We start from the raw sequence: 17904 nt of genomic DNA on the forward strand, positions 1-17904 counted from the left end.
CATTCACCATTGCGCGCGAAACGCACGCAATGGCGAGGCGTGAGAATTATTCGCCGTATACGTTAAAATCGAAATATTTTTTCGCCAGCTTGTCGTAGGTGCCGTCCTTACGCATCTCTGCAAACGCCTTATTCAGCGCTTCACGCAGTTCGTTGTCTTCCTTACGCAGCCCCATACCGGTGCCAACACCAAACAGTTTCTCGTCTTTGATTGACGGGCCACCAAACTGGTAATCTTTACCAATAGGCTGTTTCAGGAACCCTTCGCTGGCCGCGACCTCATCCTGGAACGCGGCGTCGATCCGGCCGGCGGTCAGGTCGGAATAGATATTGTCCTGCCCCTGATAGGAGACAATTTCGATACCTTTCGGCGCCCAGTGCTCATTGCCATAGGTTTCCTGAGTCGTCCCCTGCAGCACGCCCACGCGCTTACCCTTGAGGGTGGCGAGATCCGGCGTTACCGGGCTGCCCTTTTTCACCACCAGACGCGAATCTGCCGCATACAGCTTGTCAGTGAAGGCAATTTCCTGCTGGCGCTTTTCAGTAATCGACAGCGAAGACATAATCGCGTCGATTTTCTTCGCTTTTAAGGAGGGGATCAGCGCATCCAGCGGGTTTTCAACAAAGGTACATTGCGTATTAATACGCTTACACAGCTCTTTTGCCAGATCGATATCAAAACCGACCAATTCTCCCTGCGCATTCTTCGATTCGAAGGGAGCATAAGTCGGATCGGTACCGATACGAATTTTTTGCGGGATGGCGGCAAAGACCGTGGAAACGCTGGAAAGGGCCAGCGCTAAAGAGAGAGACAACGCCAGTTTTTTCATAACTATCCTCGACAGACTGTCATTCTAACGGGTTTATTAGAACTATTTACGCCAGTTATCGTGCCATTATTCGCCCCTTAAGGGCAAAGATTTATGCACCAGAAAGGCCGATTTTTTGCATCAGAAACGCTTAACTATGCATTTTTTAGCCAAAAAACTGGCTGCTTTTGCACTGAAATGATCCACAGCGCGTTTAGATGCACCCTTTTGGGGCATGGATACGAACCTGGCGGCAGGCCCACCCCATTGTGCGGGCCTGCAGCAGTCTTAGTCGCCGTACACGTTAAAATCGAAGTATTTCTTCGCCATTTTGTCGTAGGTGCCGTCTTTACGCATCTCGCCCAGCGCTTTATCAAACGCGGCTTTCAGCTCGGCGTCGTCCTTACGCAGGCCGATACCGGTGCCGTCGCCAAAGTACTTTTTGTCTTTAACGGACGGGCCGGCGAAGGCGAAATCTTTCCCGGCAGGCTGTTTCAGGAAGCCTTCGCTGGCGGCGACTTCATCCTGCAGCGCCGCATCCAGACGGCCAGCTGCGAGGTCTGAATAGATCAGATCCTGGTTCTGGTAAGCCACCACGTCAACGCCCTGGCTGCGCCAGCGGTCGTTAGCATAGGCTTCCTGAGTAGAACCCTGCAGCACGCCGACGTGCTTGCCTTTCAGCGCCTCCAGCGTCGGCTGGATCGGCGACCCTTTGGCGGCGATCAGACGCGAGTCAGCGGCATATAGCTTGTCAGAGAAGGCGATCTCTTGCTGGCGCTTCTCGGTAATAGAGAGGGAAGAGATGATGGCGTCGATTTTCTTCGCTTTGAGGGAGGGGATCAGGGAGTCAAAATCACTGCCGACCCAGGTACATTTCACCTTAATTCGGGAGCACAACTCATTGCCTAAATCGATATCAAAACCAACAAAGTCCCCTTTCGCGTCTTTCGACGAAAATGGCGCATAGGTCGCGTCAGTGCCAATGCGAATGCTCTGCGGCAGAGCAGCAAACACGCTGGCCGTGCTGCTCATTCCCACGAGTAAAGAGAGAGCCAGAATCGTCTTCTTCATACAGTACCCTTAAGTGTCGTGATGTGGTGCGTTGCTTGTTATGGTGATTGCCGATCAATCCTGCAGTTTTTGTGCCATCTTCCCGGTGCGTGCCGGGAACAGGGTTAAATTTGTTAAAATAAAGTTGCAGGATTGTCTTAAAAGGGAAGATACCAGCATTACTGGCGAAACCGCAGCGCCTGAGCGCAAAAAGACGAAATAAATGTCGAGGATTTGATCGCGGCAACAAATTTGCACCACCGGAGCGCAAGCGTACATTTCATGCACCACTATAGTGCGACACTAGGCCCCCTGCCAGCGGGTAAACAAGTCGTGCTCCAGACTAATATCAAATTGATCGAGTACCCGATTGACGGTCTGGTTGATGACATCGTCCAGGCTTTGTGGCCGGTGGTAAAAAGCCGGTACCGGCGGCATTATCACCGCCCCCAGCTCTGCAGCCTGAACCAGCAGACGCAGATGGCCCAAATGGAACGGCGTTTCCCGCACGCAGAGCACCAGCGGACGACGCTCTTTCAGCACGACATCCGCCGCCCGGGTCAGCAGGCCATCCGTATAGCTATGGACAATGCCCGAGAGCGTCTTCATTGAGCAGGGTAAAATCACCATCCCGGCGGTTTTAAAAGAACCGGAAGAGATACTGGCGGCGATATCGCGGGCGTCATGCACCACATCGGCTAGCGCCTGCACCTCACGTACGGAGTAGTCGGTCTCCATGGCCAACGTCTGGCGCGCCGCCTGGCTGAGGATGAGATGAGTTTCAATATCCGGCACATCTCTTAGCACCTGCAGCATCCGCACGCCGTAAATGGCGCCGCTGGCGCCGGAAATGCCAATAATCAGTCGTTTCACGTTCTGTTACCCCTTGCGCGTGTGCCGCAGACTTTGCCGGATTATAGCCTCTGGCGCAACTATTGACGCACAGTTAAGGGGCGAAAAAAAGCCCGCCGTCCTTTAGGTACGGCAGGCCCGCGACGCGTGAACGGCTTAACCCTCGTTGTGCATCTCGAGGTTTTCGACTTCGTTTTGCAGCTGGACCGCTTTGGCATCATCGTTACGCAGGGAGTCAAGATAGTCGAGGTACTGCTGGTCGACATCCCGGGTCACATATACGCCGTTGAACACCGAGCATTCAAACTGCTGAATATCCGGGTTCTCCGCGCGCACCGCGTCGATCAGATCGTTGAGATCCTGGAAAATCAGGCCGTCGGCGCCAATGATCTGGCGGATCTCATCCACTTCGCGGCCATGGGCGATCAGTTCGTTGGCGGTCGGCATATCGATACCGTACACGTTCGGGAAACGAATTTCCGGCGCAGCGGAGGCGAGATACACTTTTTTCGCCCCTGCTTCACGCGCCATCTCAATGATCTGCTCCGAGGTGGTGCCGCGTACAATGGAATCATCGACCAGCAGCACGTTCTTATCGCGGAATTCCGCACGGTTGGCGTTGAGCTTACGGCGAACAGATTTACGACGCAGCTGCTGACCGGGCATGATAAACGTCCGGCCGACGTAGCGGTTCTTCACGAAGCCCTGACGATAAGGTTTGTCGAGAATGCGGGCGATTTCCAGCGCGATGTCGCAGGAGGTCTCCGGGATCGGAATAACGACGTCAATATCCAGATCTTCCCACTCGCGGGCAATCTTTTCGCCCAGCTTAGTCCCCATGTTGACGCGGGCGCTGTAGACGGAAATTTTGTCAATAAACGAGTCCGGACGGGCAAAATAGACGTACTCGAACAGGCACGGGTTGCTGACCGGATTATCGGCACACTGACGGGTATAGAGCTGGCCCTTCTCGGTAATATAGACCGCTTCGCCCGGCGCCACATCGCGCAGGAATTCAAAACCAAGCGTATCAAGGGCCACGCTCTCCGAGGCCACCATATACTCGGTGCGACCGTCGCCAACGTCACGTTTACCCAGCACCAGCGGACGAATGCCGTTAGGGTCGCGGAAGGCCACCATGCCATGCCCGATGATCATCGCCACGCACGCGTACGCGCCGCGGATCAGGCGGTTGGTCGCCGCAATCGCCGCGAAGATGTTGTCCGCTTCCAGCGGGTAGTGACGGAAGTTATCCAGCTCACTGGCGAAAATATTGAGGAGGATTTCGGAATCAGAGGTGGTATTGATATGGCGGCGTTTTTCTTCAAACAGCTTTTTACGCAGCTCGTGCGCATTGGTCAGGTTGCCGTTATGCGCCAATGTGATGCCATACGGCGAGTTAACGTAAAACGGCTGCGCCTCGGAGGCGCTGGAGCTGCCCGCCGTAGGATAACGCACGTGGCCAATACCCATATTGCCCTGCATACGCTGCATGTGGCGGGCCTCGAATACGTCGCTTACCAGCCCGTTAGCCTTACGCAACCGGAAGCAGTTGTTGGCATCAATGGTGATGATGCCAGCGGCATCCTGTCCACGGTGCTGGAGCACCGTTAGCGCATCATAAATCGACTGGTTAACCGGCATAACACCGGCGATACCGACAATACCGCACATACGTCTTTTCCTCGTTCAGCAACGACCCAAAGTCTATACTTTAGGCAAGAAACTTGACGAGCTTTGCAGGTATTCAAAAAACCATCTGATGACGGGGGTAAAATAGGGAATAAACTGCGACTGATGCCAGTCATCGCTCTTCGCCATCCCGGTAAAGGTGTCCAGGAAGAACAGGATAGCGGCGATGATCAGCACCCCACGTAGCGCGCCGAAGCAGATCCCCAATACCCTGTCGGTTCCTGACAAACCGGTCTTCTCCACCAGCTGGCCTATCACATAGTTCACGATAGCGCCAACGATGAGCGTCACGATAAACAGCGCCGCAATAGCAATCCCATTTCGAACCCGTTCATCCTCAAAGCCCGTAAACCAGACAGACAGGTCAGCGTAGTAATGGCTGGCGACATAAAACGCGCAACCCCACGTGACTAACGATAAAGCTTCGCGAACAAAGCCGCGGATCAGGCTGACCAGGCAAGAAAGACCCAGCACCGCCATAATGGCGTAATCAATCCAGACCATATACGTCCCACGATTTACGCCCTGTCGTCCAGTTCGGGGCGCATTCTAACAGAAAAAGAAAACGTTTGCGTAGGGATTTCCATGCCCTACAGAAATAAAAATGGCGCTGAAAAAACATTCAACGCCAGACTGCCTTTCGCCTCTTCAGGGCGGCTGAGACAGGGTTTGCGGGGCGTTTCTCCCCGCCACGTTCTCTCCGCATGGCGGAAAAAACAATCAGTTCGGGGTGAAACCCATCACCACCCCGCTAAGCCCGGAAATCTGCTGCAGATCGCCCAGCTGGCCTTTCAGCTTGTCTTTTGACGCATCCGGGCCGACGAGGATGCGGGTAATTTTACCCTGTACCGGCGTCGAAGGCGACGTATAGACTTTGAAACCCGAGGCCCGCAGTTTACCGACAATCTCATTCACCTTATCGGCGTTCTTCAACGCGCCCAGCTGAACCACATAGGCTTTGCCGGTCGGCGCCGGCAGGGCCGCCTGCTGCTGCGATGGCTGTTGCTGCTGTGGCTTAGCCGGCGGCGGCGTTGGCGTCGCGGCCTGCTGTTGCGGCTGCGGTTTCGGCTGCGGCTTGGGCTGCGGTTTCGCGGCCACCACCGGCTCCTGAACGTCATCGAAGCTGTTGCTGTTCACCGGAATACGCGATGGATCTAACGATGGCGCGGCGGCATCGCCCGCCCGCACCTCTTCCGCCGCCCCTTCCGGCGGTTGCGAAGGCAACGCCTGGGTTGCCGCCGGCAACATATCCGGTTCATCGCGATCGCCTGGTTTCGGTACCAGCGGGATCGCGGCAAACTCATCCTGGTAATGCTTTTTCTGCCCGTCCAGCAGCCCTGGCAGGATAATCACCCCCAGCGCCACCAGCACGATTGTCCCGACTAAACGGTTCTGAAACTTACTCGCCACCGATTCTCCCCGCGTCTATCTCTTCCATAACCTGCGCTACGGTGTGAAACGAACCACACACCAGCACGGTATCTTCCACTTTAGCGTCAGCCATGGCCGCACGCCACGCCTGCGCCACGCTGCTATAGACTGTACCGCAGCGCAAATGTTCCACCAGCTGCTCTGCCGTCGCGCCGCGCGGGCCTTCCAGCGGCGCGCAGTACCAGGCATCGACTTCCGGGGCCAGATTGGCCAACGTGCCGGCGATATCCTTATCATGCAGCATACCAATAACCGCCAGCACGCGTCCCGTTTTCGCTAACGTTTTGAGACGCCCGGCGAGATAGGCCGCCGCGTGCGGGTTGTGCGCCACATCGAGGATCACTCGCGGGGCGTCGCTGATTATCTGAAAGCGTCCCGGGAGCATCGCATCGCGGATCCCTGCGCGCAGGATAGCGTCATCCACGGCAAGCCCGCTGGCGCGCAGCGCCGCCACGGCCGTCGCCGCATTCGGCAACGGCACCTGAGGCAGAGGCAGGTGGCTTAACGCCCCTGCCGTATCGCGGAAGGACCACGTTTCGCCCTCCACCTCATAGCGCCAGTCGACGCCGCGGCGCTGGAGCAGCGCGCCCTTCTCGCTAGCCACTTCCGCGATGGTGAGCGGCATATCCGGCTCCCCCACCACCGCCGGTTTACCGGCGCGAAAGATGCCCGCTTTTTCCCGGCCGATACTTTCGCGATCCGGGCCCAGCCAGTCGGTATGATCGAGGGCGATGCTGGTGACCACCGCGACGTCGGCATCCACGATGTTGGTGGCGTCGAGACGCCCGCCGAGCCCGACCTCAAGGATCACCACATCCAGCTGCGCCTGCTTAAACAGCCACAGCGCCGAGAGCGTGCCGTATTCAAAATAGGTCAGCGAGATGTCACCCCGCGCCGCTTCGATTTCAGCAAACGAAGCTGTATGCGCCGCCTCCGGCAGTTCAGCCCCCTGAATGCGCACGCGTTCGGTGTAGCGCACCAGATGCGGAGAGCTGTAGACCCCCACTTTATAACCGGCCGCCATCAGGATGGTTTCCAGCGTGCGGCAGGTGGTGCCTTTGCCATTGGTGCCCGCAACGGTAAAAACGAACGGCGCCGGTTTAACGATATCCATCTGCCCGGCGACCTCGCTGACGCGCGCCAGCCCAAGGTCGATGGTTTTACTGTGCAGATGTTCCAGATAAGAAAGCCACGTAGCCAGGGGCGACGTGGCCTGAGGAATAGGATCTTTTTCCATGATGCCCGTAAGAATTGACGGTTAACGCGTATGAATAAAAAAGGGCAGCGCCGCCAGGCCCTGCCCTCTGCTTTATCAGGCCTCAGGTTCCTGATCCGGTGCCGGCGGCACCACCACGCCTTCATGAGGCGCTTCCGAAACGGCAACCGGCGCCGGCAGGTTCATCAGCTTCGCCAGAATGCTGGCCAGCTTGAGACGCATTTCCGGACGGCGAACGATCATATCGATCGCCCCTTTTTCAATCAGGAACTCACTGCGCTGGAATCCCGGCGGCAGCTTCTCGCGTACGGTCTGCTCGATAACGCGAGGACCGGCAAAGCCGATCAGCGCTTTCGGCTCGGCAATGTTCAGATCGCCCAGCATCGCAAAGCTCGCCGATACGCCGCCCATGGTCGGGTCGGTCAGCACGGAGATGTACGGCAGTCCGCGCTCCTGCATTTTCGCCAGCGCCGCGGAGGTTTTCGCCATCTGCATCAGCGACATCAGCGCTTCCTGCATACGGGCGCCACCGGAGGCGGAGAAGCAGATCAGCGGGCAGTTATCTTCCAGCGCCTGCTCCACCGCGCGCACAAAGCGTGCGCCGACGACGGAACCCATCGAGCCCCCCATAAAGGAGAACTCAAAGGCGGCGGCAACCACCGGCATCGCGTAGAGCGTACCTTTCATCACCACCAGCGCGTCTTTCTCGCCCGTCTCTTTCTGAGCGGACGCCAGGCGGTCTTTGTATTTTTTTGAATCGCGGAACTTCAGCACATCTTTTGGCTCAAGTTCGCTACCCAGTTCTACCAGAGAACCTTCATCCAACAGGCTATGCAGGCGATTACGCGCCGACATGCGCATATGGTGATCGCACTTAGGACAAACCTCCAGGTTGCGCTCCAGCTCGGCGCGGTAGAGTACCTGACCGCAGCTGTCGCACTTGGTCCATACACCCTCAGGAATGCTCGCCTTGCGGGTGGGAGTGATGTTGCTTTTAATTCGTTCAATCCAGCTCATTGATAACCTTTCTGCCTGAACCTGGTCGATGCCAGTTTTGTCGTAAGGGGCGCATAATGCCATTTTTGCCTCTTACAGACCATGAATGTTGCACATTAAATCATATCATCCCGGAACATGGGATAAAAAAGTGGTCAAACCGCTGCGCGTGACGCTCTGCACCGCCACGCGCAACACAGGCTAAACTACTTCGCCTGCTTCGCCGCCGCCCGCTTGTGGCGAATAATCTCAATCACGCCCGGCAGGACGGAAAGCACGATGATCGCCACGATCAGCAGCTTCAGGTTCTCCTGCACCACCGGCAAATCGCCAAACAGATAGCCGGCATAGGTGAACAGCAGCACCCACAGCAGCGCCCCAACCACGTTATAGGCTGCAAAATGACGATAGGACATATGCCCCATTCCCGCCACAAACGGCGCGAAGGTTCGGACTATCGGCACAAAGCGCGCCAGGATAATGGTTTTCCCGCCGTGACGTTCGTAAAAGCTGTGGGTTTTATCCAGATAGCTGCGACGGAATATCTTTGAGTTCGGATTGCTGAACAGCTTTTCGCCGAACAGCCGGCCAATGGTGTAGTTGACCGCATCGCCGACGATGGCCGCGATGACCATCAGCAGTACCATCAGGTGGACATTGAGATCGTTGGTTGGCAAGGCCGAGAGCGCGCCCGCGACGAACAGCAGGGAATCGCCCGGCAGGAATGGCGTCACCACCAGCCCGGTTTCGCAGAACAGAATCAAAAACAGAATGGCATAAACCCAGACGCCATACTGGGCAACCAGTTCGGCAAGGTGCACATCAATATGCAGGATGAAATCAATTAAAAAGTGAATCAAGTCCATGTTTGTCTTTACCCTTAATGACCCTATTAGTCCGCCAGAAACAGCGGGCCCATTGGCAGCACCGGTAAATCATAGTGGGCCGGGTAATCCACCGACACCAGATACAACCCTTCCGCTTTTGCCGTTGCCGCAGCGAGCGTCCTGTCTTTTGCTGCCAGCAGTTCTGCCATCCAGCTCTCCGGCTGGTTTCCGGCCCCGACCTCCATCAGGCTGCCTACAATATTCCTGACCATATGATGTACAAAGGCATTCGCTTTGATATCCACCACCACATACGCGCCGTAGCGGGTAACGTTAATATGCATCACGTTGCGCCACGGGGTACGCGACTGGCACTGTACCGCGCGAAACGAGGTAAAGTCATTCTCTCCCAGCAGACACTGCGCGGCGCGCTGCATACGCTCGGCGTCGAGCGGCTGGTGAAAATGCGTCACGCCATGACTTAACACCGCCGGACGCAGGCGATGATTATAGATGACGTAGCGATAGCGGCGCGCCGTGGCGCTGAACCGGGCGTGAAAATCCGCCGGTACATGTTTGACCCAACGCACCGCGATGTCACCAGGTAAATTCGCATTTACCCCCAGCGTCCAGGCGGCATCTTTCCGCTGCGCCCGGGTTTCGAAATGCACCACCTGGCCGGTGCCATGGACGCCGGCGTCGGTGCGGCCGGCGCAAAAGACGGTAATCGGTTCGTTCGCCACCTGCGAGAGCGCCTTTTCCAGCTTCTCCTGCACGCTGCGCACTTCGTTTTGCCGCTGCCAGCCGTAATATTTGCTGCCGTCGTACTCGATGCCCAGCGCGATTTTACAGATCGGCTGTTGCTCCATCTCAGACATCAGTACAGGTACTCCTCAATCAGCTTCTCGGCGATCTTCACCGCCATCAGCGCGCCGCCGAAGCGCACGTTATCCGCTACCGACCAGAACTGGATCTGCTCCGGCATACCGTAATCGTTATGCACGCAGCCGATGGAGAGGCGGGCATTGCCTGAGGCATCACCAACCTGAGTCGGGAATTCGCCCTCTTCAGAAAGTTCGATATCCTCGCCGCGGGTAAAAGCGTCGCGCGCCTCCTCCGCCGCCAGCGGGCGCATCGCTTCGAAGCTCACCATCTGCGCATGGCCGTAGAAGACCGGCGACTGAACGACGCTGGCGGAGATCATCAGCCCGTCATCCTGAAGAATTTTGCGCGCTTCATCGACGATCCGGCGCTCTTCGCGCACGCTACCTTCACGATCCGGCAGCAGCGGCAGCATGTTGAACGCCAGCTGGCGACCAAAGAAATCGTCTTCATCGATAGGGATGCCGTTCAGCAGCTTAGCGCTCTGACCCGCCAGCGCATCCACCGCTTTTTTCCCCTGCCCCGAGGCGGAGAGCAGGTTAGTGACGCTAATGCGCGACAACCCGCCCTGATCGATCAGCGGTTTGAGCGCCGTCAACAGCTGACTGGTCAGGCTATTAGGCACCGCAATCAGGTTGCGGTTGCGGTAATCGCCTAATACGAACGGGTTCACGTCCGGCACCACCAGCGGTACGTCCGGCTCCAGCGCAAACAGGCCGCTGAGATCGATAACCAGACACCCGGCGTTGGTCGCTTCTTCGACATACGCTGCACTGGCTTCGACGCCGGCGGCGAAGAAAGCCAGCTGGGCCTGGGTCCAGTCAAATTCGGCGGCGTCTTTGACGATCACCGACTTGCCACCAAAACGCAGATGTTCGCCCGCGCTGTCGTTGCGCGCCAGAGCAAAAATCTCTCCTACCGGGAACTGGCGTTCAGCAAGAGTTTCGAGCAGGGCTTCGCCTACGGCGCCCGTTGCGCCCAGTACGGCAATATTCCAGCCTTCAGACATGGTGGTTAACTCCAGAAATAAAGCGGCCCCGCCGGAGTATCCGGCAGGGGCATTAAGAAGACATTAACGAACAGGATGATGCACGGCGTTAAAACCGAGCTGGCGCAACAGCGTCGCCGCCTGCTCATCGCTGCACTGCACATACAGCGAAGACCATTCGCGACGTTCCTGATAATTTTTACGCAGCTTGTCGAATTCACCGGCGACGCCGGCCACCTTCCGCAGCGGCGCATCATCGCGGCGCACATCATACACCAAGTGGACCAGTCTTTTCAGCGTCGGCTGATCGAGCGGTCCATGCAGGGTAATGCGGCCAAATTCCGGCGCCGGCAGCAGAGTGTCCAGCGCTACCTGCTGCGGATGGCCGATAAAGGCGCTGTAGGCTTCAAAAACCTGCGTCGTCCCGCGCGCTTTCCCTTCGAGGGTGTAGCCGGCGATATGCGCGGTACCGATATCCACTCGCTTGAGAAGCTCAACGTTTAGATCCGGCTCCGGCTCCCAGACGTCCAATACCACACTCAGCGGCTGACCAGCTTCCAGCCGCTTTAGCAGTGCGGCGTTATCGACCACCGGCCCGCGGCAGGCGTTGATCAAAATCGTTCCAGGCTTCAGGCGGCTTATCAGCGCCTCATCCGCCAGATGCAGGGTTTTATATTGCCCTTCTTTATACAGCGGCGTATGGAAGGTGATGACATCGGCTTCCTGGACCAGCGCCTCGAGGGAGCGGAAGTCACCTTCGTCGCCGCGATCGGCGCGCGGTGGGTCGCAGAGCAGAGTTTTGATCCCCAACGCTTCCAGGCGCTTTTGCAGTCGCCCGCCAACGTTACCGACGCCGACGATCCCGACGGTGCGATCGCGCAGCGCAAAGCCGTCGCGTTCAGCCAGCATCAGCAGCGATGAAAAGACGTACTCTACCACCGCAATGGCGTTACAGCCTGGCGCCGCAGAGAAACCAATCCCCGCCTGCTGCAGCCACGCCTGATCGACGTGATCGGTGCCGGCGGTAGCGGTGCCGACGAACTTAATGGCCTTGCCGGCGAGCAATGCTTCATTGACCCGGGTGACCGAGCGCACCATTAGGGCATCCGCATCGGTCAGGGCATCGGCCGGGACCGGACGGCCTGGGATCGCCTGCACGTCGCCTAAACGGCTAAAAAGCTCACGGGCATAGGGCATATTTTCATCAACGAGGATTTTCACAGTTCAGTACCTGTCTGAGAACGAGAGTTAACTGGGGAAGTGTGCCATAATCTGGCCGCCAGGCATACTCATCACCTGGTTCCAGCACCGCGATATCGAAAGGATGAATCATGACGCACCCCCTTGCTGATATGCCAGACCGTCCTCCAGGGCGAGGCCCATCAGGCACTGCCGCCACCGGCGAACCTTCGCTTTCCATGCAGCAACGCACCGTTCTGGAGCGACTGATCACGCGCCTGGTGGCGCTGACCTCGCAGCAGAACGCGGAAGTGTGGGCCTGCGTCAAACATGACCTCGGACTGAAAGGCGACTCGCCCCTGCTGGCCTGCCATTTCAGCGCCGCGGAGGCCAGTCTCAACCAGCGCTTAGCCGCCGCTCAGGATAATCATCATCATCGCCAGACCTTAGCGCAGCTCAGCGATCTGCTCGGTCAGGGCAATAACCGCCAGGCGGTGAGCGATTATATTCGTCAGCATTATGGGCAAACGGCGCTGCATGCCCTTAGCCAGACGCAGCTGGAGACCATTCTGCATCTGCTGCAGCATGGCCAGCTGTCGATCCCGCAGCCGCAGCAGCGCCCGCCGACCCTGCGCCCGCTGTTGCCAGCCGAGCATAATACGCTCAATCAGCTGGTGACTAAGCTGGCGGCCGCTACCGGCGAACCAAGCAAGCTGATTTGGCAATCCATGCTGGAGCTTTGCGGCGTCAAGTCCGGGGAGCTGATCCCGGCGACGCACTTCCTGCCGCTTTCGTACTGGCTGCAGGCGCGGCAAACGCTGAGTGCGCAAAGCGTGCCGACGCTCACCTCGCTGCAGGGAGCGCTCAAGCAGCCGCTGGAGGCCGCGGAGTGGCAGACAATTGTCGACTTCGCCAGTCGCAGCTGGCAGGTCACGCCGCGGACCACGCTGAGCCCGGCGCAGATCCTGGCGCTGCTGAACAAGGTGTTTGTGCTGCGGGTGGCCCGCGCCCAGGAGACGCTGGCCATCCCGCAGGAGGAGCCTGTCGCCAGGCGGACGTGGAGCGCTAAGCCGTGGCAGCTGGCGCTGGGCGCGGTTGTCCTGCTCCTTGTGCTGTGGCTCCTGCTGTAGCCCAGCAGCCACCGGCGGCGTTTACGGCTCCCCTTCATGCCAAACGCTGCGGTGTTTCCTACAGCGATTTCAGGCCGGACAATAACCTAGCGGCGAAATGAGATAAGGGTGACGAGGATCCCCAGCGCCGCGCAGAGGGCGCCGGCAAGGAACACCGACGAGTAGCCCAGCGAGGTCGCCAGCAGGCCGGTCAGCGGCCCGGTCAGGCCATAGGAGATGTCCTGAAAGGCCGCATAGCCGCCGAGCGCGGTGCCGCGCACCTGCGCCGGGACGCGCTTCACTACTTCCACGCCAAGTGAGGGGAAAATAAGCGAACAGCCGCACCCGGTCAGCGCCGCACCGGCCAGCGCCAGCCAGGCATTCGGCGCCAGTCCCAGCAGCGTCAGACCAACCGCCTCTATCAGCAGCGAGACCATCGCCACCTTAACGCCGCCAAACCGATCCGGCATCCAGCCGAACAGCACTCGCATCAGCACAAAGGCGCCACCAAACGCCGTCAGGGTAAAGCCGGCCATTGGCCAGCTATGGCTGGCGAAATAGAGGGAGACGAAGGTGCCGATCACCGCAAAGCCGACACCCTGCAGGCCCAGGCCAATGCCCGGCCGCCAGATCATGCCGATGACGCTCCAGAGTGAAGGCCGCTCGCCTCCGTGGGCCGCCACTTTGCGCACGGTACCGTTAATAAGCCAGGCGACGAGCGGTAGTCCCATGGTGACACAGGCCAGCACCGCCACGCCAAAATGGCTATAGATCAATAATCCCAGCGGGGCGCCCACCGCCAGCGAGCCGTACATCGCCATGCCGTTCCATGACATCACTTTGCCGGAACGGGCCGGTCCCACCAGGCCCATCCCCCAGCTCAGGTTTCCGGTCAGCAGCTGGCTTTCGCCAAACCCGAGGATCAAGCGGCCCAGCAGCAGCAGGCCGAGCCTGGCGAGCACCGGCAGCGGCAGCAGCGCAGCGGCCAGCCATGCCGCGCCCGCCAGGGCGCAGGCCAGCATCCCCTGCAGGACAGAGCGTTTAGCGCCGTACTGGTCTGCCAGACGTCCGGCGTACCCCCGGGTCAGAACGGTGGCGAGGAACTGGATCCCTACCGCCACGCCAACCACGGTGTTGCCAAATCCCAGCTCCTGATGGACAAAGAGTGGGATCACCGGCAGCGGCAAACCAACGGTCATATAGGTCAAAAAGACGGCAAACGTAATACGGAAAAGCGAAAAATTCGCCGAAGAATTGGATGTTGTTTCAGTAACTGCGGACATGCATTACTCCAGATTCGCAGAGTAAGGCGAGCAAAGCGACACGCCCCCTCCACCTGATTATCAGGGTTAAGGCGCGTTGGTTGACGTTAAACGCTTACGCATTAGTGGAGAGACTAATGGATCCGCGAGCAGTGTGCCTGCGGGCTCTTACCCTGTCAAGATGACAAAAAAGGGGAGCCGGTGGCTCCCCTTTGCGCATCACATGCTGATTAGGCGTTGTATTTACGCATCACCAGCGTGGCGTTGGTGCCGCCGAAGCCGAAGCTGTTGGACATTACGGTGGTCAGCTTAGCGTCCGTCGGTTTGGTGACGATGTTCAGGCCGGCAGCCTGCTCGTCGAGCTCTTCAACGTTGATGCTCGGCGCGATAAAGCCGTGCTCCAGCATCAGCAGGGAGTAGATGGCTTCCTGTACGCCCGCCGCGCCCAGCGAGTGGCCGGTCATCGCTTTAGTTGCCGAAATAGCCGGGCTGTTGTCGCCGAATACTTCGCGGATGGCGCCCAGCTCTTTCACGTCGCCGACCGGAGTGGAGGTACCGTGGGAGTTCAGATAGTCGATCGGCGTATCAACGCCATGCATCGCCATCTGCATGCAGCGCACTGCGCCTTCACCAGACGGGGCGACCATGTCCGCGCCATCGGAGGTCGCGCCATAGCCGACGATTTCGGCGTAGATGTGCGCGCCACGCGCCAGGGCGTGTTCCAGCTCTTCCACCACGACCATACCGCCGCCGCCGGCGATAACGAAGCCGTCACGGTTAGCATCATAGGTACGGGACGCTTTTTCCGGGGTGTCGTTGTATTTAGTGGACAGCGCGCCCATGGCGTCGAATTCGCAGGCCATTTCCCAGCACAGCTCTTCGCCGCCGCCGGCAAAGACGATGTCCTGTTTGCCCAGCTGGATCTGCTCTACCGCGTTACCAATACAGTGGGCGGAAGTGGCGCAGGCCGAGCTGATGGAGTAGTTAACGCCGTGAATTTTGAACGGCGTAGCGAGGCAGGCGGAAACGCCGGAAGCCATCGCTTTGGTGACCACATACGGGCCCACGGCTTTCAGACCACGCGGGCTACGCATGGCATCGGCGCCGAAGACCTGGAATTTCGGGGAACCGCCGCCGGAGCCTGCGATCAGGCCGACACGCGGGTTATTCTGATATGCTTCAGGCGCCAGACCTGCGTCGGCAACAGCCTGTTCCATGGACAGGTAAGCATAGATGGAGGCGTCGCTCATAAAGCGCACTACTTTGCGGTCAATGAGGCCAGTGGTATCCAGTTTGACGTTGCCCCATACGTGGCTGCGCATCCCTGAATCTTTAAGCTCCTGAGAGAAAGTGATCCCTGAACGTCCTTCACGCAGAGATGCCAGGACTTCCTGCTGGTTATTACCGATGCTGGAAACGATGCCCAAGCCAGTAATCACTGCACGTTTCATTAAATACCTCTGTAAGTCGCACTATTTTAAGTTTCGTGTCGCACAATAGCGTACACTTGTACGCCGAACAAGTCCGATCAGACATTTTGTGTATAAATTTGCGCCCTCAGGCACACATCGTTAAGATCGTGCTACGCCTTGTGATTCGAGTAACTTACGTGAAACAAAACGCCATACAACCCGCCAACCTGGAATTCAACGCTGAGGGTACACCTGTTTCCCGAGATTTCGACGATGTTTACTTTTCCAATGACAACGGTCTGGAAGAGACTCGCTACGTTTTTCTCGGCGGAAATCGCCTGCCGGAGCGCTTCCCCAGCCACCCTCGCCCGCTGATGATCGTCGCGGAGAGCGGCTTCGGCACCGGGCTCAATTTCCTCACCCTCTGGCAGGCGTTTGACGTTTTTGTTCGTGATAACCCGGACGTTACCTTGCAAAGGTTACATTTCATCAGTTTTGAAAAATATCCGCTGAAGGCTGAGGATCTCCGCCTGGCGCACCAGCGCTGGCCAGAGCTGGCTCCGTGGGCGCAGCAGCTGCAGGCGCAATGGCCGTCGGCCTTCGGCGGGTGCCATCGTCTGCTGCTCGACGGCGGGCGGGTGACGCTCGATCTGTGGTTTGGCGATATCAATGAGCTGACCAGGGAGCTGGATGATTCGCTGAACCAGCAGGTGGACGCCTGGTTTCTTGACGGCTTTGCCCCGGCGAAAAATCCCGACATGTGGACTCAGGATCTGTTCAGCGCCATGGCGCGCCTGGCGCGACCCGGCGGGACGCTGGCCACCTTTACCTCCGCCGGTTTTGTCCGCCGTGGCCTGCAGGAGGCCGGCTTTACCATGCGTAAAAGCAAAGGCTTCGGCCGCAAGCGGGAGATGCTGACCGGCGAGATGGCGCAAACGCTGAGCTTTCCTGCGCGCGTCCCCTGGTTCGCTCGCAGTAGCAGCGATGCCCGCGAGGCGGCCATCATCGGCGGCGGGATCGCCAGCGCCCTGCTCTCCCTGGCGCTGCTGCGCCGCGGCTGGCAGGTGACCCTTTACTGCGCCGATGAGGCTCCAGCGCAGGGCGCCTCCGGCAATCGCCAGGGCGCGCTGTATCCGCTGTTAAGTCAGCACGATCCGGCGCTGGCACGCTTTTTTCCGGCCGCCTTTACCTTCGCCCGCCGAATGTATGACGCGCTGCCGGTGATGTTCGATCACCAATGGTGCGGTGTTACCCAGCTCGGCTGGGATGAGAAAAGCACGCATAAAATCGCCCAGATGCTGGCGCTGAATTTACCCCCGGACATCGCCTGCGCGGTGACGGCGGAACAGGTTGCCGGGCTGACCGGCGTCGATACCGGCTGCGGCGGCATCACCTATCCGGCCGGCGGCTGGCTGTGCCCGCAGCAGCTCACCGCCGAGCTGCTGGCGCTGGCGGCCACGCGCGGACTGCACGTGCACTATGGTTATCCCGTCGAAACGCTCAGCGCGGAGGGCGATGGCTGGCTGCTCAATCAGCAGCGCTATCATCAGGCGGTGGTTCTGGCGAACGGCCACCGCATCACTGGTTTTGCGCAAACAGCCCAACTGCCGGTCTACCCGGTTGGCGGCCAGGTCAGCCATATTCCCACCACCCCGCGGCTTGCCGCCCTGCGCCAGGTGCTGTGCTACGACGGCTACCTGACGCCACAGAATCCGCAAAATCAGCAGCACTGCATTGGCGCCAGCTACCACCGCGGGAAAACCGACACCACCTTCAGCGAAGAAGATCAGCAGCACAACCGGCAACGGCTGATCGACTGCTTCCCGGGCGCGGAGTGGCCACAGGACGTGGATATCAGCGCCAACGACGCTCGCTGCGGCGTGCGCTGCGCCACCCGCGATCATCTACCGATGGTCGGCAACGTGCCGGACTACGCGGCAACATTGACGCAATACGCCAGCCTCCACGAACAACCGGATATCGCCGATAGCGCGCCGGTCTGTCGTAACCTGTTTATGCTTGGCGCGCTCGGGTCGCGCGGACTTTGCACCGCGCCGTTAAGCGCTGAGCTGCTGGCGGCGCAAATGAGCACGGAACCGCTGCCGCTGGATAGCGACACCCTGGCGGCGCTGAATCCGAATCGGCTGTGGGTGAGAAAACTGCTGAAGGGAAAAGCGGTGAAATAAAACCATGAGGGCAG

At 58.8% G+C, this 17904-nt stretch carries 17 protein-coding genes; 3 read left to right on the plus strand and 14 right to left on the minus strand.

Annotated elements, in window-relative coordinates; all coding sequences use genetic code 11:
• Positions 1 to 46: 46 nt before the first annotated feature.
• Positions 47 to 829, minus strand: coding sequence for a histidine ABC transporter substrate-binding protein (locus tag KPHS_37670; RefSeq protein YP_005228067.1), 783 nt, complete (start codon positions 827 to 829; stop codon positions 47 to 49).
• 267 nt (positions 830 to 1096) lie between these two features.
• The gene (locus KPHS_37680; protein ID YP_005228068.1) at positions 1097 to 1879 is read right to left on the minus strand and encodes a lysine-arginine-ornithine-binding periplasmic protein; all 783 of its coding nucleotides are present in this window, start codon (positions 1877 to 1879) and stop codon (positions 1097 to 1099) included.
• Positions 1880 to 1919: 40 nt separating this feature from the next.
• Between KPHS_37680 and KPHS_37690 the strand changes: the two genes are divergently transcribed.
• Positions 1920 to 2081 (plus strand): hypothetical protein, encoded by a 162-nt coding sequence (locus tag KPHS_37690; protein ID YP_005228069.1) that lies wholly within the window; start codon positions 1920 to 1922, stop codon positions 2079 to 2081.
• Between the two features lie 80 nt (positions 2082 to 2161).
• Here the strand turns inward: KPHS_37690 and KPHS_37700 are convergent, their stop codons facing one another.
• The 10 genes from KPHS_37700 to KPHS_37790 form a co-directional block, all read right to left on the minus strand.
• The gene (locus tag KPHS_37700) at positions 2162 to 2731 is read right to left on the minus strand and encodes a 3-octaprenyl-4-hydroxybenzoate carboxy-lyase (protein YP_005228070.1); all 570 of its coding nucleotides are present in this window, start codon (positions 2729 to 2731) and stop codon (positions 2162 to 2164) included.
• 135 nt (positions 2732 to 2866) lie between these two features.
• Positions 2867 to 4384: an amidophosphoribosyltransferase gene (locus KPHS_37710; protein ID YP_005228071.1), complete on the minus strand. Its 1518-nt coding sequence runs from the start codon at positions 4382 to 4384 to the stop codon at positions 2867 to 2869.
• A 33-nt stretch (positions 4385 to 4417) separates the two neighbouring features.
• Positions 4418 to 4906 (minus strand): colicin V production protein, encoded by a 489-nt coding sequence (locus tag KPHS_37720; RefSeq protein YP_005228072.1) that lies wholly within the window; start codon positions 4904 to 4906, stop codon positions 4418 to 4420.
• Between the two features lie 216 nt (positions 4907 to 5122).
• Positions 5123 to 5773 (minus strand): cell division protein DedD, encoded by a 651-nt coding sequence (locus tag KPHS_37730; RefSeq protein YP_005228073.1) that lies wholly within the window; start codon positions 5771 to 5773, stop codon positions 5123 to 5125.
• A gap of 28 nt (positions 5774 to 5801) precedes the next feature.
• Positions 5802 to 7070, minus strand: coding sequence for a dihydrofolate:folylpolyglutamate synthetase/dihydrofolate synthetase (locus KPHS_37740; RefSeq protein ID YP_005228074.1), 1269 nt, complete (start codon positions 7068 to 7070; stop codon positions 5802 to 5804).
• A gap of 75 nt (positions 7071 to 7145) precedes the next feature.
• Positions 7146 to 8066, minus strand: a complete 921-nt coding sequence (locus KPHS_37750) for an acetyl-CoA carboxylase subunit beta (protein YP_005228075.1) — start codon at positions 8064 to 8066, stop codon at positions 7146 to 7148.
• A 185-nt stretch (positions 8067 to 8251) separates the two neighbouring features.
• Entirely contained in the window at positions 8252 to 8911 is a 660-nt protein-coding gene (locus KPHS_37760) for a DedA family protein (protein YP_005228076.1), read from the minus strand.
• Positions 8912 to 8937: 26 nt separating this feature from the next.
• Positions 8938 to 9750 (minus strand): tRNA pseudouridine synthase A, encoded by an 813-nt coding sequence (locus KPHS_37770; protein ID YP_005228077.1) that lies wholly within the window; start codon positions 9748 to 9750, stop codon positions 8938 to 8940.
• A complete protein-coding gene (locus tag KPHS_37780; protein YP_005228078.1) occupies positions 9750 to 10763 on the minus strand; it encodes an aspartate-semialdehyde dehydrogenase in 1014 nt (337 codons plus the stop codon). The genes KPHS_37770 and KPHS_37780 overlap by 1 nt, the downstream gene beginning before the upstream one ends.
• A 63-nt stretch (positions 10764 to 10826) precedes the next feature.
• Positions 10827 to 11963 (minus strand): erythronate-4-phosphate dehydrogenase, encoded by a 1137-nt coding sequence (locus KPHS_37790; protein ID YP_005228079.1) that lies wholly within the window; start codon positions 11961 to 11963, stop codon positions 10827 to 10829.
• Between the two features lie 197 nt (positions 11964 to 12160).
• Between KPHS_37790 and KPHS_37800 the strand changes: the two genes are divergently transcribed.
• Complete coding sequence (locus tag KPHS_37800; RefSeq protein YP_005228080.1) at positions 12161 to 13051, plus strand: flagella biosynthesis regulator; 891 nt, start codon at positions 12161 to 12163, stop codon at positions 13049 to 13051.
• An 86-nt stretch (positions 13052 to 13137) separates the two neighbouring features.
• Here KPHS_37800 and KPHS_37810 read toward each other — a convergent pair whose 3' ends face one another.
• The gene (locus KPHS_37810; RefSeq protein ID YP_005228081.1) at positions 13138 to 14313 is read right to left on the minus strand and encodes an MFS transporter; all 1176 of its coding nucleotides are present in this window, start codon (positions 14311 to 14313) and stop codon (positions 13138 to 13140) included.
• 209 nt (positions 14314 to 14522) lie between these two features.
• Entirely contained in the window at positions 14523 to 15743 is a 1221-nt protein-coding gene (locus KPHS_37820; protein YP_005228082.1) for a 3-oxoacyl-ACP synthase, read from the minus strand.
• A 158-nt stretch (positions 15744 to 15901) separates the two neighbouring features.
• Between KPHS_37820 and KPHS_37830 the strand changes: the two genes are divergently transcribed.
• Positions 15902 to 17890, plus strand: coding sequence for a bifunctional tRNA (5-methylaminomethyl-2-thiouridine)(34)-methyltransferase MnmD/FAD-dependent 5-carboxymethylaminomethyl-2-thiouridine(34) oxidoreductase MnmC (locus KPHS_37830; protein YP_005228083.1), 1989 nt, complete (start codon positions 15902 to 15904; stop codon positions 17888 to 17890).
• Positions 17891 to 17904 lie beyond the last annotated feature (14 nt).

It is taken from the genome of Klebsiella pneumoniae subsp. pneumoniae HS11286 (assembly GCF_000240185.1).
GTDB classification, from domain to species: domain Bacteria; phylum Pseudomonadota; class Gammaproteobacteria; order Enterobacterales; family Enterobacteriaceae; genus Klebsiella; species Klebsiella pneumoniae.

Coding starts and splice junctions, on each gene's coding strand:
- KPHS_37750 (YP_005228075.1), bottom strand. CDS start 8,066: ATGAGCTGGATTGAACGAATTAAAAGCAACATCACTCCCACCCGCAAG.
- KPHS_37720 (YP_005228072.1), bottom strand. CDS start 4,906: ATGGTCTGGATTGATTACGCCATTATGGCGGTGCTGGGTCTTTCTTGC.
- KPHS_37770 (YP_005228077.1), bottom strand. CDS start 9,750: ATGTCTGAGATGGAGCAACAGCCGATCTGTAAAATCGCGCTGGGCATC.
- KPHS_37810 (YP_005228081.1), bottom strand. CDS start 14,313: ATGTCCGCAGTTACTGAAACAACATCCAATTCTTCGGCGAATTTTTCG.
- KPHS_37780 (YP_005228078.1), bottom strand. CDS start 10,763: ATGTCTGAAGGCTGGAATATTGCCGTACTGGGCGCAACGGGCGCCGTA.
- KPHS_37710 (YP_005228071.1), bottom strand. CDS start 4,384: ATGTGCGGTATTGTCGGTATCGCCGGTGTTATGCCGGTTAACCAGTCG.
- KPHS_37760 (YP_005228076.1), bottom strand. CDS start 8,911: ATGGACTTGATTCACTTTTTAATTGATTTCATCCTGCATATTGATGTG.
- KPHS_37740 (YP_005228074.1), bottom strand. CDS start 7,070: ATGGAAAAAGATCCTATTCCTCAGGCCACGTCGCCCCTGGCTACGTGG.
- KPHS_37800 (YP_005228080.1), top strand. CDS start 12,161: ATGCAGCAACGCACCGTTCTGGAGCGACTGATCACGCGCCTGGTGGCG.
- KPHS_37670 (YP_005228067.1), bottom strand. CDS start 829: ATGAAAAAACTGGCGTTGTCTCTCTCTTTAGCGCTGGCCCTTTCCAGC.
- KPHS_37820 (YP_005228082.1), bottom strand. CDS start 15,743: ATGAAACGTGCAGTGATTACTGGCTTGGGCATCGTTTCCAGCATCGGT.
- KPHS_37690 (YP_005228069.1), top strand. CDS start 1,920: ATGGTGATTGCCGATCAATCCTGCAGTTTTTGTGCCATCTTCCCGGTG.
- KPHS_37680 (YP_005228068.1), bottom strand. CDS start 1,879: ATGAAGAAGACGATTCTGGCTCTCTCTTTACTCGTGGGAATGAGCAGC.